The sequence below is a fragment of the Thioalkalivibrio sp. ALD1 genome (genome assembly GCF_000381245.1).
Lineage (GTDB): Bacteria > Pseudomonadota > Gammaproteobacteria > Ectothiorhodospirales > Ectothiorhodospiraceae > Thioalkalivibrio.
Genome location: NZ_KB906249.1, coordinates 23,960 through 38,793 on the forward strand (window position 1 = coordinate 23,960; position 14,834 = coordinate 38,793).

A 14,834-nucleotide genomic window follows, 5' to 3' on the forward strand; every position below is an offset into this window, starting at 1 on the left:
GTCGGGTCCTCTGACGCGGGGAATGGTTTGCTCTACAGTAGCGCCTTTTCCGGCACCACGAGCAACAGCCGCACTCGGGTGGTGTACGTCTTTCGTCCCCCTGACCCGCCAGAGGTTCCCATGAGCGACACCCTCGAACAGCGTCTGATCGCGCTCTACGAGCATCCGAAGATCCAAGGATGCAACTGGCAGCCGCGTCTTTTCTGGTATCCGGCCACCGATGGCGGATCCTATGGCGGGCTGCGCGTGGAGGGCCGCGAGCTGGAGGTGTTTTTTGCCACAATTCTGGGCGAGGAGTCGAGCGAGCGCGCCGGTCTGGACGCCGAACAGGACGGGCGCGGAAGCTTCATCGCGGCCAATGCGCGGCGCCACGAGTTGCCCCTTTTTACCCGGCGTTAGGGCCGATGGGATTCGCGTTGTTCATCCCATCCTACGAGGTTGGTGCCACGCTGTAGGATGGGATGAGCGAAGCGAATCCCATCAAGGGGCATTACAACGGAAAGCGTGCTACTGCACGAAGAATTGCTGGAACAGCGCGGCGAGAATCACCAGCGCAAACCCGGCATAAAGCCCGGCGACCACGTCATCCATCATGATCCCGTGCCCGTCCTTCCACTTGGCATCGAAGTAGTTGGCGGGCCACGGCTTGAGGATGTCAAACAGCCGGAACAGCAGGAATCCGATCACGATCCAGACAAGCCCTGCGGGTGCGAAGGCCAGGGTAATCAGCATTCCCGCCCATTCGTCCCATACGATACCGGGATGATCGTGCACACCCAGCCGGCGTGCGCTCTCCCCGCAGATATGAAACCCGGCCATCACCACGATCACGGTAACGGCCAGATACGCCCACTCCGGGAAGTTCATGATCGCGAAGTAGAGCACCAGCGCGCCGAGCGACCCGGTAGTCCCCGGTGCCCAGCGCGACAGGCCACTTCCGAACCCGAAGGCCAGCAGATGGATCGGGTCGGTGAATACCGTCTTCGCCGACGGCATCTTCGGCTTTGAGCTTTGGGCGGGTGCGGCACCGGCGCCGGTCTTCTTCCTGGCCATGATGTCCCTTGGCTTTGTTCTTGTGTTTTTTGTGTTTCTGGCTAACCGGCGAAATGATCGTGGCCCCGGCGCGCGACGTCCAGCCGCGCGCCATCGGCATCCACCACCTCGATCTCGCTGCCGCTGGTGAACTCGCCGATCACGGTCAGCGAGGTACGCACGCTCAGGCTGAGCAACTCCAGCGGCTCGGTGGGCGGCAGGGCAAACAACAGTTCGTAATCCTCACCACCGGCGAGCGTCCCATCGCGAACCGTTTCCTCCGGCTGCCCATCCAGCAACGGATCGACGGGCACCTGCGACCAGTCGACCCGGGCACCACAGCCGGATGCCGCACACAGATGGCCCAGATCAGCCAGCAGCCCGTCGGAGATATCGAGCGCGGCCCGCGCTCGGTTACGCAGCCCCCGCCCCAGCGCCAGACGCGGGTTCGGCCAGAACAGGCGCGCACAGCTTGGAGCCGCCTCGTCCGGCGACGACTGGCCCTGCTCGCGGCGCTGGCGCTCGAAAGCGAAACCCGCGGCCGCCCCCCCCAGCGCCCCGCTGACCACCAGCCGGTCACCGGGACGGGCGCCGGTGCGACGCAGGGCCTGCCCGACCGGGACCTGGCCCAGTGCAGTCACGCTGACAGCTCCAGGGCCACGGGTGGTATCCCCCCCCACGAGGGGCACCGACGTTTGTTCGGCCAGCGCCATGAAGCCCCTGCTAAAGGCGGCCAGCCAGTCATGGTCCACGGAAGGCAGTGTCAGGGACAGGACCACCCCCAGCGGATCGGCCCCCATCGCGGCAAGGTCGCTCAGGTTGGCTGCCAGTGCCTTGTGCCCCAGGCTGGCCGGCGGGTGGTCCGGGTAGTAATGCGTGCCCTCGACCAGGGTATCGACGGTGACAACCAGTTCATGGCCGGCCTGCACCACGAGCAGTGCCCCGTCATCGCCAATGCCCAGGCGCACGTCCGGGCTAGTCCCGGCCGGCTCGGCAAAATAGCGCCGGATCAGATCGAATTCGGAGACGGGACCGGTCATGGCGAGAGGCGGCCCATGTGAATCAGCGCTGAAGCGAGCGCTCGGGGCCGCGTAGATCGGCAGACAGCCGATCCAGCACCCCATTGATGTAGCGGTGCGACTGCTCGGCGCCGAAACGCTTGGCCAGGTCCACCGCCTCGTTGATCACCACGCGATAGGGCACGTCCATGCGCTCGGCGAGCTCCCACTGGCCCAGCCACAGCAGGGCCCGCTCGACCGGGTCGAGCTGATCCAGCGGGCGGCCCAGGTACGGTTCCATACGGGCATCCAGGGCCTCGCGGTTGCGAGTCACACCGATCAGGATTTCGCGGAAGTACTCCGCGTCCGCCTTGGCGTGTTCCTCGTCGTCGCGAAACTCGGCCAGGATGTCCTTGGGCTCGCCCGCCGTCATCTGCCAGGAGTACAGCGCCTGCATCGCACGACGCCGCGCGACCGAGCGCGCGTGGCGGGCGCGCTGTTCGGGCGTGCTGCGCGGGCGTTTGCCCCGCCCGCCCTGGCGCGGGGCCTTGCCCGCGGGCTGCGATGGGTTATGCGATTCACTCACGGCGTGCAGGGGACCCACCCGCTTAGGGAAACACTGATCCATGTACACGCTCGCGCTCGAGTCGCTTTTGCGTGCGAACAAGGCGCGGCGACTGCCGTGCAGTGACTCTGCACAAGGGAGCCGCAACGCAGTTCCCACGCCCGTCTTTGATAACAACGGGCGGCCGAGCCCCTTCGGGGTTGGCACCCCAGGTTCCCCGATCCTGCGTTGCGGCCCGAATCAGTCAACAACGGGCCGGTAGTACCACTACCGGCTGCGCACCGCGCCTTGTCTCGGCAAACCTGGGGTATCAACGCGAGTGTGTACATGGATCAGTGTTTCCCTTAGGAATCGGCGCGCAGCTTGCGCATCAGGCTGACCATCTCGATCGCGCCCATTGCGGCATCCGCGCCCTTGTTGCCGGCCTTGGTGCCGGCGCGTTCGATCGCTTGCTCGATGGAGTCCGTCGTCAGCACCCCAAAGCTGATCGGCAGGTCCTCGGCCATCTGCACCTGAGCCAGGCCCTTGGCGGCCTCGCCTGCGACATAGTCAAAGTGCGGGGTCGAACCCCGGATCACGCAGCCCAGTGCGATCACCGCGTCATAACGGCCGGAACGGGCCATCGCCTGCGCCGCCAGCGGCAGCTCGTAGGCGCCGGGCACGCGCGCGATGGTCAGGTTCTTCTCCGCCACGCCGTGGCGCTTCAGGGTGTCGACTGCGCCTTCCAGCAGGCGCTCGACGATCAGGCTGTTGAAGCGCGCCAGCAGCAGGCCGTAGCGATGGTTGGCGGCATCCGTGAACTCGCCTTCCAGGGTCTCGATCTCGTGCATGATGGTGTGGTTCCGGTCGGAATGGGGCGGACACACGGCCCGCAAAATCCTGTGTAGTGTAGCATCGCGGCGCGCCTAGGGAGACGCTGATGGACGGAGCTTCAGGAGGCAGTGGCGGCCCTGCGCGCCCGCACCCTTCGCGCCGAGATCCAGGAATGGACCACGCGCCAGCCGAGCAGGAAAGCCAGGATCGCGGCGTACAGCGTAACTTCACCATAATCGGCCCGCGCCAGCCAGAGAAAATGCAGGATCGCCAGCACCCCGGCCACGTACACCCCGCGGTGCAGCCAGACCCATTTCTTCCGGAGCCAGCGCTGTGCCCCGTCGGTGGAGGTCACCGCCAGGGCGAGCAGGATCACCCAGGCGGCAAAGCCGACCATCACAAACGGGCGCTCGGTCAGGTCATAGAGCACCAGTTCCCAGTCGAAGAACAGATCCAGCCCCAGCCAGGTCAGGGCATGCGCGGTGACATAGCCGAACGCGACCAGCCCCAGCATCCGGCGCAGCCGAGTGATCCAGGCAAACCCCGTCATCTGCCGCAGCGGGGTCACGGCCAGCGCGATCAACAGCGCGATCATCGCATGCGTGCCGGAGAGCTCCAGCAGCTTCTCGATCGGGTTCGCCCCCAGCCCGCCGAACCATCCGAGCGTACGCAGACCGATCCAGACCGCTGGCACGAGCGAGAGCAGCAGAACGCCCGTCCAGACGCCTTTTGGGGGCTGCCCTTTGCGGCGTTGGGTCGTCGCCACGCCGAACCCGTCAGAAGTACTCGGTCAGGTCCATCCCCTCGTACATCGAGGCGACTTCATCCCCGTACCCGTTAAACATCTCCGTGCGGCGACGGCGGAATTCGCCGATCCGCCGCTCGGTGCGCTGCGACCAGCGCGGATGATCCACGTCCGGGTTCACGTTGCTGTAGAAACCGTATTCATCGGGCTGCGCCTGATTCCACAGCGTCGGCGGCTCGTCCTCGAGGAAGCGGATGTGCTTGATGGACTTGATGCTCTTGAAGCCGTACTTCCAGGGCACGACCAGGCGAATCGGCGCCCCGTTCTGGTTCGGCAGCACCTCGTCGTACAGCCCCACGGCGAGGATCGTCAGCGGGTGCATCGCCTCGTCCATGCGCAGGCCCTCGGTATAGGGCCACTGCAGCCCGCCGGAGCTGGCCGGCCGACGCCGCTGGCCGCGCAGGTTGTCCGGGTCGTAGATGCTCTCGAAGGCCACATAGCGGGCATCGCCCCAAGGCTCGGCCTTGTCGATGATGCGATTCAGCTCGAAGCCGATCCACGGGATCACCATGGACCAGCCCTCGACACAGCGCATGCGGTAGATCCGCTCCTCCAGCGACCAGGGGCTGATGAAGTCCTCCACCGCGTACTCGCCCGGGTTATCACACAGCCCGTCCACCTTGATGCTCCACGGGTCCGTCTTCAACTGGTCGGCATAGGTCTTGGGATCGCCCTTGCCCGGACCCATCTCGAAGAAATTGTTGTAGCTGGTTACTTCGTCGTAGGGCGTCTTCGACTCGTCGGTGGAGAAATCGCCGGGTTCAAAGTCGAGCTCATAGCCGCGCAGGGCGGCCGACGCAGGAACCGCCATACCCAGACCGCCCAGGGCCAGACCGGCACCCATCCCGACACCCGCGCGCAGGAATTCCCGCCGCCGCTGGTAGATCGCCTTCGGGGTGATTTCGCTGCGGGCAGGATCGGAACGACGCCGCGTACGAATCAGCATGAACAACCTCGCATCTCGACCATTCGGGACCAACCGGACCGCCAGTCCATTCCCTGCCGGGCGGCACCGCAGGTGCCTGTCCAAGTGTCTCCTTCGGGATGGACCGGCAACCCGTCGCCAAGTTCGAAAACCCTGGCACTTTTGCCGCTGTCATGCTCCTACTGTGGACAATAAGGAAACGCGACAAGGCATAAGAATTTTCTGCTTGCGCCCAGGCGCGGTCGCTATATAAGACTTTCCTGATGCCGTAGTACCGGGGTGGCCCGGCCGGCATACCCGGAGACCCCGCATGGACCTCAATCTCGATACCGGTTTCGACAGCACCGAAGACCTCACCGGCCTGTTCGAGAACCCGCTCGTCAACGACCGCGGCCCGAGCAAACACGCCGCCCGCCGCACCCTCGAACGCATGATGGAAGAACGCGCCCTGCGCGCCCACCTGCAGGACGACTTCGATCTCGACCACGCCAGCGACCCGCTGGACTGGTAACCAGGAGAAGGGTGGCCCATATGGGCCACCCTGCGTTTATCAGCGATGCGATTCGCTTTGCTCATCGCATCCTGCCCAAGCATTACCCCCGGGGCACACGCTGCCCCCCGACCGTAAGATGCGATGAGCCCCGCGAATCGCATCAATGCACGACACCGCCCAAGCCCCCGCCTACTCGTCATCGTACCCGGTCAGCTCCACGAAGCCGCGACCCACCGGCTCGCCATCCGCATCCAAGATATCCACCGCGCCTTCCCAATAGCGGATCACGGTGTCCATCTCCTGTTCGTCGCGGATGGCACGCACAGTGAATTCGCGTGGAGCCGAGCCGTCCGGCGGTTCGATGCGCATCGCCCATTCCACGGGATAGCGATTGCCGGACGGCTGCGTGGCCCAGCGTCGGGGCTCCAGTTCGACCTGGAAGGGTTCCAGCAGCCGGTCGTCGGCATCCGCCGGCATCCAGCGGCCCTTGGACAGCGGGTGCGGCTCCCCGTCCTCCTTGCGTAGCTGGTAATACATCACGTCCAGCCCGTCGTCGAACTGCAGCGCGAACCAGTCCCAGCCCACCTGATCCTCGGACAGAGCACTGGTGCTCCACTCGCGGTCCATCCAGGCCTGACCGGTCACCGCCAGGCGCCCGTGCTCCGCTCGCTCGACCTCACCGCTCACTTTGAGGCGGGGCATGGAGTAGTAATAGGAGGCATTGCCCGGCTCCGGGCCCTTCTGGCTGAGACCCGCCTCGCCCTGGAGGACCGGGCCACGCAGGGGCTCCAGTTCCAGCTTCAAACGGTAGTCGTCCACGCTGAAGTCCAACCTCCAGCGGTCCTGGTCCAGATCCGCCAACTGCCAGTCCTCGGCCCAAACCCGACCGACCGGATCGGTCGCCCCGGCCAGCCCCGCCCCGTCGCGCACGAAGCGCTCCTCGGAGGCGTGGTGCCCGGCCTCGCGATCGATCACCGCCGTATGCGCCATCCAGATATCCGGGCTGGCCCAGGCCGAATCGTGCCAGCGCGCATCACCCGCCAATTCCGGCGCCAGCCCGACGCGGAAGAAGGTGATGTGAAAGCCCAGCCGCTCGCCCTCCGGCCCGTCGAGGTTGCCGGTCACATACCACCACTCGTTGCGAAACCCCGGGTGCGGCCCGTGGTCACGCGGAAACTCGAACACCCGCGGCGCATCCGCACGCCGGAACCCTTCCGTCTCCTCGCCGCCCAGGGCCTCGCCCACGCGCAGCCCGGACACCTCGGCCTCGCGCGCGTCAGGCGGCTCCGCCCCATCACAGGCCGCCAGCAGCACCACAAGCACAGCGAGCGACAACAGGCGCAAGATCTTTTGAGGAAACATCTGCAGGAGCGCCCGCGAAACCCCCGCCCACGCCTGCCTCTGACCAAGCCCCTTCGCGGGCAGGCCCGCTCCTACATGCTGCAACCGCTCCATCACGGCACCTCCCGCAAGGCGGGCACCAGCCGCATGCGCGCCATTCGCCAGGCCGGGATCAGCGCCGCCAGCAGCGCCGCCCCCACGCCCAGGGCGACGGTCTCGGCGATCTCGCGGCCCGGCCAGCGCAGGTCCATGCCCCAGCCGAAGGCCTCGCGGTTGATCACCTCGATCAGTAGCCAGCCCATGCCCAACCCCAGCGGGATCGCGGCCAGCGCGGCGAAGGCACCCAGTACCGCCCCCTGAAACACCACCAGCCCGCGCACCCCGCCGGGCAGCAGGCCAAGGCTGCGCAGCGTGGCGAACTCGCGCGCGCGTTCCATCTGCAGGGCCATCAACGCCCCGAGGATCGCGATGAACGCGACCAGCAGAGTGATCACCCGCAGCAGGTGCGTGATCGCAAAGGTGCGGTCGAAGATCGCCATGGACTCCTGCTCTATATCGCCGGGCCGCGTAACCATCGCCGCCGTCTCGCGCTCGGCCAGCCACGCCTCCAGGCGCTCGATCGCCGCGCCGGCATCCACGCCGTCGGGCAGGCGCAGCCCAAACGAGCCCACCTCCTCTGCACCGGCCGTGCCTGCATAGAACCGCTCGCCCAGCATCAGCACGGTGCCCTGCGGACTACCGTAGTCGCGATACACGCCCGCCACCTCGAACATCCGCCGCCCGTCATCCACACGGATATCCAGCCGATCACCCACACCCACGTCGTGATGGGCGGCAAAGGGCTCAGTGACCAGCACCGCATCGGTCTCGCGCAGGCGCCGGTCGAGTTCTTCTCCCTTGGCCTCGGCCCGCAGCAGTGGCAGGTACTCCAGCCAGACCGGATGCGGCTCGACCACGTAGAGATCGATCATCCCGGCATCGCTCGGTGTGTCCTGGCTGGAACCAGTGCTGACCGACTCCGCCTCGGCGATTCGGGCGAGCGCCCCCCCCCAGTCCGCAGGCAGTCGCGCCCCGCTGCGCGCCGTGGCGGGGGCCACTGGTACTACGTACAAATCCGAGGTGAGTGCCTGGCCCAGCCACTGCTCCACGCTGTCGCGAAAGCTCCCGACCATCACCGACACGCTGATCGCGGCCGCCAGGGCCAGCGTCAGCGCCGAGGTGGCCGGCGCGCTGCGCGACAGGCTCCGCTCCAAGCTACGCACCCCGATACGCGGTAGCGTCTGCCCGCGACCCAGCCGCGCCAGACCGCGCAGGACCCAGGCCAGCACCAGCGGAAGCAACAGCACAAAGCCGGTGATCAGCAGGAACAGCGCGACAAAGCTGCCCACCAGCCCTCCGACCCCGAGCAGCAGCATCGCGCCACCCGCCGCCAGCAGCACGACGGCCGCTGCCGCCAGCCCGCGCAGGCCCCGGCGCGCCCGGCGCTCCAACCGCCCGCGTCCAAGGCTGCCGGGGCTGGCCGCCCGCGCCGCCTCCCAGGCCGGGGCCAGCGCCGCCAGCAGCGACAGCCCCACCCCCAGCGCGATCACCGCCAGTAGCGCCAGCGGGCGCGGTGTTACCTCCGTTACCGCCACCACAAAGAAATGATCCGTCACCGTCTGCGCGACCTGACCGACCAGCACCTGCGCCAGGCCGATCCCGACCAGCACACCCAGCAGCGTGCCGATCACACCGACCAGCAAGGCCTCCAGCATCACCACGCCGAACAGCGCCCGCCGACCGGCCCCGACCAGGCGCAGGCTCGCCAGCACCTCCTGCCTGCGCAGTACCGCGAAGGTCTGCGTGTTGTAAATCAGGAAGGCCGCAATCAGCAGCGCCAGCAGGCTCATCGCCGTCAGGTTGATCCGAAAGGCCTGCGCCAGCTCGCGCGAGGCCTGGTCGCGCGCCGCGACCGGCACGAGTTCCAGGTCATCCGGAAGCTGCTCCGCGAAGGCGCCGATGTCGGCGTCGTCGAGGCGCACGTCGATGCGATCGAGCCGCCCCGGCCGGCCGAGCAGCGTCTGCGCGGTGGCGATGTCCGTGACCCACAGCGAACCGCCCTCATCGTCCGATCCGGACGCCGCTTCATCGCGCTCCGCTTCACGGTCGAGCAGCGTGACCTCGAAGCGCCCGGCAGCGGTCTCGAGTGCCAGGCGATCCTCGTGGGTCATCCCGGCATCTGCCCACCAGCCACTCGGCGGCAGGATCGTGCCCGGCTCGGTCACCAGCCGCTGCACCGGGGCATCCCCGATATCCGAGGCCGCCCCGCGGAACGGGCCCTCGGCCAGCGGATCGACCCCCAGTACATAGATCGTGCGCCCGTCTGGTAACCGCGCGGGTCCCTCCACGACCGGCGCGGCATCACGCCAGCCGGCCAGCCGCAGATCGCGATAATGCACCTCGTCGAATCCCCGGGCCGGCCCCAGAATCTGGTGGGTGGCCGTACCCGCCACCTCGTCCATCGAGCGATCGAACGCGCGCTGCGCCGACTGGTTGGCCAGGTCCACCGCCAGCACGACGGCCACGGCGATTACCACCCCCACCAGCGTCAGCAGCCGCTGCAATGGGCGCCTTCGCCAGTCGCGCAGCCAAGCTTTTACCAGCAATGAGCTCACGTCGCCGAAGCTTCCACGGCGAGATCCTGCAGGTGGCCGTCCTGCATGCGCAGCACGCGATCCAGACGCCCAGCCAGGTCTTCACTATGCGTAACCAGCAACAGGGCACAGCCGGTCGCGCGCACCTGCTCCAGCAGCAGCGCGAACACCGCCTCGCCAGTGCGCGAGTCGAGATTGCCGGTTGGCTCGTCGGCCAGGATCAGCGCCGGCCGGTGCACCAACGCCCGCGCGATCGCCACGCGCTGCTGCTCCCCCCCCGAAAGCTGCTCCGGCTCGCGCCCGCTCTTGTCGCCCAGGCCCACAGCCTCCAGTTGCGCCGCCGCCCGCTCGCGGCGCTGCGCGGCATCCAGATCCGTCGCCAGCTCCAGCGGCAGCATCACGTTCTCCAGCGCCGTGAGCGTCGGGATCAGATGAAACGACTGGAACACGATGCCGACCTGCGCACGGCGCAGCCGCGTGCGCGCCGCCTCGTCCAGCCCCGCCAGCGCCTGACCGGCCAGTTCCACCGTGCCGGTGTCGGCCGGCTCCAGCCCGGCGGCCAGATGCAGCAGCGTGGACTTGCCGGAGCCACTCTCGCCGACGATCGCCACGCGTTCACCGGGCGCCAGTGCCAGATCTACGTCATGCAGCACGCGCCCCTCGCCGGGATAGCCGAAGGCCACCCCGCGCATGCCCAGCACCGGCGCCCCGGGATTGTCTCGCTCTGTCATCGCATAGCCCCTGCCTGGCCGATCGAATCGTGTCGGAATGGCTGTTCCATGTGCCCATTCATATCGCTGCAACGCGAAGGCCGCATCCTGTCGAGACAGACCCCTGACAGGAGAGGAATGTTTCAAAAAAGCCCCCAAGCGGTTGATTGCGGCCTGACATCCGTTAGAATACCGGTATCTCCACACACGGGAACGCGCCTTGAAACGCCGATCACGCAGTCGATCTATCTGCGCCTCGCGGTAAGCGCCTTCTTCCCGAACCGGACGCTTCCCGCTGGGCCTCTAAGTACTAGAGTGCCGGGAGCGGCCGGGCCCCAGCCCGATCCCGACCGGACGAAGACACCGCATCCCTGCGGCGCCTTGTGAGGCTGTGTATCCAGCTCCCTGGCCCGCGGATGGCAGCCGGGAGTAAGGGCATGGATTTGCATCTGGAACAATCCATCATCGAGCTGAAGGAGCTGCTGCGTCTGGACGACCGCGACGGCATCCAGGAACTGCTCGACTACACGCGCGTGCAGGATATCGCGCATGCGCTGATGGAACTGGGCGACGACGACCTGTGCGCGGTGTTCAACCTGCTGGAGCCCGGGCGCAAGGCGGATGTCTTTTCCTACCTCGACACCCCGCACCAGATCCGGCTGCTCGAGGCCTCGCCGAAGGACGACGCCCGCTTCATCCTCTCCGAGATGGAGGCAGACGACCTCACCAGCCTACTCCAGACGCTGGACCCGGAGACCCTGCGCGGCTACCTGCGGCTGCTGCCGTTCCGGGCCATCCGCCGCGCCCTCAAGCAGCTCAACTATCCGGAAGACTCCGCCGGTCGCGTGATGTCCCCGGACGTCGTCGCGGTGGACCCCGACTGGACGCTCAAGCGCGCACTGGCCTTCATCCGTCGCAACGCGGACGAACACTCGAACAACGTGATCTTCGTGGTCGACCAGGACCGCGTGCTGCTTGCGGCCGTGCCGATCCGGCACTTCCTGCGCGCCTCGGCGGAGAGCCCCGTGCGCGAGCTGCTGGGCGAATCCGATCCGATCACCATCCCGGTCTCCGCGACCGCCGTCGAGGCCGCGCGCAAGATCCAGCACTACGACCTCGAAACCTTGCCCGTGGTCGGCGAGACCGGCGAGCTGCTGGGGGTCATCACGGTCGACGACGTGATGGACGTGCTGGAGGCCGAATCCACCGAGGACTTCCACAAGATCGGGGCGGTCGGAACGCTGCCGCTCTCGCCACAGGATGCGAGCCCCTTTCTCCTCTATCGCAAGCGCGTCGGCTGGCTGATCGGCCTGGTCGCGTTCAACACCATCGGCGCGCTGATGATCTCGCAGTACGAGGAGGCCATCGAGGCGCTGGTGGTGCTGGTGTTCTTCCTGCCGCTGATTATCGACTCCGGCGGCAACGCGGGCGCCCAGAGCGCCACGCTGATGGTGCGCGCCCTGGCCACCGGTGAGGTCACGTCCAAGGACTGGCTGCGGCTGTGGGGCAAGGAGCTCGGCGTAGCCGTCGGGATCGGCGTGACTATGGGTCTGGCGGTATCGCTCCTCGGCCTTTGGCGCGGCGGGGCCGACATCGCCCTGCTGGTGGCGATCGCGATGACGCTGATCGTCGCGTTCGCCAGCATGGTCGGCATGCTGCTGCCGTTCATCCTCAGCCGCCTGAAGCTGGACCCGGCCACCGCCAGTGTGCCGCTGATTACCGCGATCGCCGACCTGGGCGGCATCATGATCTATTTCTCCCTGGCCGTGGCGATGCTCGGCCTGGCCACGCCGTAGGGGAAGGAAAACTATGAGCCCGACCGACGACGACATCCAGACCCTGCCGCAGACGCTCAAGACCGCGCTGGACCAGCCCACGGAAGACTCGCTCCAGGGGCTTTGCGATGCCCATGCGGGCGCCGACCTTTCGGACGCGCTGGAGGCGCTGCCGGAAGACCGGATGCTGGACTTCTTCCGGCGTCTCGACGTTTCCTGCACCGCCGATGTCTACGCGCACCTGGAGCCCGACCACCAGACGCGCGTGCTGCACGCGCTCGACGAGGACCATGCCAGCCAGCTGATGTCGGCCCTGTCCTACGACGACGCCGCCTCGGTCCTGGAAGGCCTGCACGACGACCACGCCGAATCCCTGCTCGAGGCCCTGCCGGACGACGACCAGGAGGCGCTGGAGACCCTGCTCGGTTATCCGGAAGAAAGCGCCGGACGCCTGATGACGCCCGAGTACGCCACCGTGCAGCCGGACTGGTCGGTCGGCGAGGCGATGGACCACCTGCGCGAACACCACGAACTGGCGGAGACGGTAAACACCATCTTCGTGACCACACCGGAGGGTGAACTCCTGGGCTGGGTGCGCCTGAAGGAACTGCTGCTGTCGCGCCCCACCACCAGCGTGCGCGAACGCATGCACACCGATGTTGTGAGCATCGCGGCCGAGGAAGACCGCGAAGAGGCGGCCCACCGCATCGGTCATTACGACCTGGACGTCCTCCCCGTGGTCGACGACAACGGCCAGCTGCTCGGCATCATCACCGTCGACGACGTGATGGACGTGCTGCGCGCCGAAACCACCGAGGACTTCCACCGCATGGCGGCGGTCGGCGACATGGTGCTCTCCCTGCGCGACGCCAGCATGAGCCTGCTCTACCGCAAGCGCATCGGCTGGCTGCTGATCCTGGTCGCGGTCAACATCTTCGCCGGCATCGCCATCGCGTACTACGAGGCGGCGATCGAGGCGGTGGTCGCGCTGGTCTTCTTCCTGCCCATGGTCATCGCCTCCGGCGGCAACGCCGGGGCCCAGGCCGCCACACTGGTCGTGCGATCACTCGCGGTGAACGACATACAGCTACGCGACTGGTGGCGCCTCGGCGGCAAGGAAGTCCTGGTCGCCACCGCGCTGGGCGTCACCCTCGCCGCCGCCATCTGGGTCTCCGGCAACTGGCTGGGCACCGTCGAGGTCGCGAACGCCATCGCCCTGGGCATGTTTTTCGTGATCGTCTTCGGCTCGCTGTTCGGCATGCTCCTGCCCTTCGCCCTGACCCGCTTCGGCTTCGACCCGGCCGTGGCCAGCGCCCCGCTGATCACCTCCGTGATCGACATCGTCGGCATCCTGATCTACTTCGGCGTCGCCGTTGCCATGCTCGGCCTCTGACCGCCCGCCCGGCTACGCCCATCGACCACCCGTAGGATGCGATGAGCGCAGCGAATCGCATCAGGGTTACCCCAGCGTCGGAACGGTGCGTTTCGCCCGGCTCAACGCACCCTACGAACCGCTTCATCATCCCGGCCGTAACCCCCGTAGATACCGTCTTGCCCTATGAGGTGCAAGGCGTGTCATTTCGGGGTTGATACGGAGTTTGCGACTTGAGGACGCCGAAGGCGATGTGCAGGAGCTTGCGCATGGCTGCCCCGATCGCGGCCATCTTGGCCTTGCCCCGCCTCAGAAGACGGTGGTACTGGTGCCGTACGTCCGGGTTGTGGCGGCTGGCCACGACGGCGGCCATGTAGAGCGTTTTGCGCAGCCGCCCCGAGCCGGCCTTCGCCAGCCGCGGGGGTCGCTGGACCGAGGTCCCGGACTCCTGCAGGACCGGTACCAGTCCATGGAACGCCGCCGCCTGCCGAGCACTCGTGAACGCACGGCTGCGCAACGTCGCGGCCATCGACGCCGACAACACCCGGCCGATGCCGGGGATGCTCTCCAGCAAGGCCCGATCCCGCTTGAGATGATCATGCGCGTCGAAGTGATCATCGATCTGCTGCTGTAGCCGACGGTATTCCTCGCGCAGGGCTTGCAGCACGTTGTCGATCGACGCCTGGGCGAGGGTGTCCTCGCTGAACTGCGCCTTCTCCAGGCGATTCTCCTCGCGCCGGATGTCCTGCTCAAGGGCTTCCAGCCGGCTGAGCAGGCGTTTGAGCTCCCGCACCTCGGGCGGCTCAGGTTGCCAGCGCCGTGGCGCGCGCTCGATGCCGTAACGCGCCAGCATCATGCTGTCCTTGCGATCCGTCTTGTTGCGCACCCCCATGCCTTGGGCGTGGAAGCGCACCTGAGCCGGGTTCAGCACATAGACCCGAACCCCCTGCTCATGCAGCCAGTAGGCTAGCGGTTCGTGATAGATGCCGGTGGCTTCCAGATACACCTGAAGCGTCTCGGGCGCTTCACCCGTGTTGCGCTGCAGCCAGCGCAGCAACTCCGGGTACTGGTCCTGGCGGTTCGGGAATACCTTCGGCTTGACCTTGCCCGCCTCCAGATCCCGGACCCACATGCAGTCGAGCTTGTTCTTGCTGACATCAATGCCAATATGAGCCATCTCGTCCTCTCACCTTGTCCGTACAGCCTCACCCGCCCTTCACGGGGAGCTTGGATACCGTTCAAACTTCGAGATGAAAAAGGACTCGGGGGCCCATCTACGGCACAGGTTCGTGACCTCAGGATGCGATCGGGTTACCCCGAGTCCGGTGCGGTCCATGGTAGCGATCCGTGAACCGCAAGACACAAGGATGCG

The 14,834-nt window shown here is 66.9% G+C and carries 14 protein-coding genes; 4 read left to right on the top strand and 10 right to left on the bottom strand.

Features of this window, described 5'->3' with window-relative positions; all coding sequences use genetic code 11:
* The first annotated feature begins 120 nt into the window (after window positions 1–120).
* On the top strand, window positions 121–399 hold the full coding sequence (locus F623_RS0112475; RefSeq protein WP_018862138.1) for a hypothetical protein: 279 nt from the start codon (window positions 121–123) through the stop codon (window positions 397–399).
* 108 nt (window positions 400–507) lie between these two features.
* On the opposite strand, the gene F623_RS0112480 is transcribed toward F623_RS0112475, so the two are convergent.
* From F623_RS0112480 to msrP, 6 genes are all read right to left on the bottom strand, one after another.
* The gene (locus tag F623_RS0112480) at window positions 508–1,053 is read right to left on the bottom strand and encodes a phosphatidylglycerophosphatase A (RefSeq protein WP_018862137.1); all 546 of its coding nucleotides are present in this window, start codon (window positions 1,051–1,053) and stop codon (window positions 508–510) included.
* Window positions 1,054–1,094: 41 nt separating this feature from the next.
* Window positions 1,095–2,072 (bottom strand): thiamine-phosphate kinase, encoded by a 978-nt coding sequence (thiL, locus tag F623_RS0112485; protein WP_018862136.1) that lies wholly within the window; start codon window positions 2,070–2,072, stop codon window positions 1,095–1,097.
* Window positions 2,073–2,094: 22 nt separating this feature from the next.
* Window positions 2,095–2,658: a transcription antitermination factor NusB gene (nusB, locus tag F623_RS0112490; protein ID WP_018868767.1), complete on the bottom strand. Its 564-nt coding sequence runs from the start codon at window positions 2,656–2,658 to the stop codon at window positions 2,095–2,097.
* A gap of 281 nt (window positions 2,659–2,939) precedes the next feature.
* A complete protein-coding gene (gene ribE / locus F623_RS0112495) occupies window positions 2,940–3,425 on the bottom strand; it encodes a 6,7-dimethyl-8-ribityllumazine synthase (protein WP_018137920.1) in 486 nt (161 codons plus the stop codon).
* Window positions 3,426–3,526: 101 nt separating this feature from the next.
* Window positions 3,527–4,174, bottom strand: coding sequence for a sulfite oxidase heme-binding subunit YedZ (locus F623_RS0112500; RefSeq protein ID WP_196799777.1), 648 nt, complete (start codon window positions 4,172–4,174; stop codon window positions 3,527–3,529).
* Window positions 4,175–4,184: 10 nt separating this feature from the next.
* A complete protein-coding gene (msrP, locus tag F623_RS0112505; protein ID WP_018868770.1) occupies window positions 4,185–5,159 on the bottom strand; it encodes a protein-methionine-sulfoxide reductase catalytic subunit MsrP in 975 nt (324 codons plus the stop codon).
* A gap of 289 nt (window positions 5,160–5,448) precedes the next feature.
* Between msrP and F623_RS0112510 the strand changes: the two genes are divergently transcribed.
* Entirely contained in the window at window positions 5,449–5,649 is a 201-nt protein-coding gene (locus F623_RS0112510; protein WP_018862132.1) for a PA3496 family putative envelope integrity protein, read from the top strand.
* Between the two features lie 171 nt (window positions 5,650–5,820).
* Here F623_RS0112510 and F623_RS0112515 read toward each other — a convergent pair whose 3' ends face one another.
* From F623_RS0112515 to F623_RS0112525, 3 genes are all read right to left on the bottom strand, one after another.
* Entirely contained in the window at window positions 5,821–6,993 is a 1,173-nt protein-coding gene (locus F623_RS0112515) for a lipocalin-like domain-containing protein (protein WP_196799778.1), read from the bottom strand.
* Window positions 6,994–7,085: 92 nt separating this feature from the next.
* Entirely contained in the window at window positions 7,086–9,626 is a 2,541-nt protein-coding gene (locus F623_RS0112520) for an FtsX-like permease family protein (protein ID WP_026279403.1), read from the bottom strand.
* Window positions 9,623–10,336, bottom strand: coding sequence for an ABC transporter ATP-binding protein (locus F623_RS0112525; RefSeq protein WP_018868773.1), 714 nt, complete (start codon window positions 10,334–10,336; stop codon window positions 9,623–9,625). Before F623_RS0112525 ends, F623_RS0112520 begins: the two co-directional genes overlap by 4 nt.
* 416 nt (window positions 10,337–10,752) lie before the next feature.
* Here F623_RS0112525 and mgtE (F623_RS0112530) point away from each other — a divergent pair, with 416 nt between their 5' ends.
* Window positions 10,753–12,111: a magnesium transporter gene (gene mgtE, locus F623_RS0112530; protein ID WP_018868774.1), complete on the top strand. Its 1,359-nt coding sequence runs from the start codon at window positions 10,753–10,755 to the stop codon at window positions 12,109–12,111.
* Window positions 12,112–12,124: 13 nt separating this feature from the next.
* Window positions 12,125–13,483 carry a magnesium transporter gene (mgtE, locus tag F623_RS0112535; RefSeq protein WP_018868775.1) on the top strand — a complete coding sequence of 453 codons (1,359 nt, stop codon included), beginning with the start codon at window positions 12,125–12,127 and terminating at the stop codon, window positions 13,481–13,483.
* Window positions 13,484–13,646: 163 nt separating this feature from the next.
* Here mgtE (F623_RS0112535) and F623_RS0112540 read toward each other — a convergent pair whose 3' ends face one another.
* Complete coding sequence (locus F623_RS0112540; protein WP_018862131.1) at window positions 13,647–14,639, bottom strand: IS110 family transposase; 993 nt, start codon at window positions 14,637–14,639, stop codon at window positions 13,647–13,649.
* Between the last annotated feature and the right edge of the window lie 195 nt (window positions 14,640–14,834).

What these genes read in the sequence shown, in the direction of transcription:
- ribE (WP_018137920.1), bottom strand. Translation starts at nt 3,425, where the DNA reads ATGCACGAGATCGAGACCCTGGAAGGCGAGTTCACGGATGCCGCCAAC.
- F623_RS0112515 (WP_196799778.1), bottom strand. Translation starts at nt 6,993, where the DNA reads ATGTTTCCTCAAAAGATCTTGCGCCTGTTGTCGCTCGCTGTGCTTGTG.
- F623_RS0112540 (WP_018862131.1), bottom strand. Translation starts at nt 14,639, where the DNA reads ATGGCTCATATTGGCATTGATGTCAGCAAGAACAAGCTCGACTGCATG.
- F623_RS0112510 (WP_018862132.1), top strand. Translation starts at nt 5,449, where the DNA reads ATGGACCTCAATCTCGATACCGGTTTCGACAGCACCGAAGACCTCACC.
- thiL (WP_018862136.1), bottom strand. Translation starts at nt 2,072, where the DNA reads ATGACCGGTCCCGTCTCCGAATTCGATCTGATCCGGCGCTATTTTGCC.
- nusB (WP_018868767.1), bottom strand. Translation starts at nt 2,658, where the DNA reads ATGGATCAGTGTTTCCCTAAGCGGGTGGGTCCCCTGCACGCCGTGAGT.
- F623_RS0112480 (WP_018862137.1), bottom strand. Translation starts at nt 1,053, where the DNA reads ATGGCCAGGAAGAAGACCGGCGCCGGTGCCGCACCCGCCCAAAGCTCA.
- mgtE (WP_018868775.1), top strand. Translation starts at nt 12,125, where the DNA reads ATGAGCCCGACCGACGACGACATCCAGACCCTGCCGCAGACGCTCAAG.
- msrP (WP_018868770.1), bottom strand. Translation starts at nt 5,159, where the DNA reads ATGCTGATTCGTACGCGGCGTCGTTCCGATCCTGCCCGCAGCGAAATC.
- mgtE (WP_018868774.1), top strand. Translation starts at nt 10,753, where the DNA reads ATGGATTTGCATCTGGAACAATCCATCATCGAGCTGAAGGAGCTGCTG.
- F623_RS0112475 (WP_018862138.1), top strand. Translation starts at nt 121, where the DNA reads ATGAGCGACACCCTCGAACAGCGTCTGATCGCGCTCTACGAGCATCCG.
- F623_RS0112525 (WP_018868773.1), bottom strand. Translation starts at nt 10,336, where the DNA reads ATGACAGAGCGAGACAATCCCGGGGCGCCGGTGCTGGGCATGCGCGGG.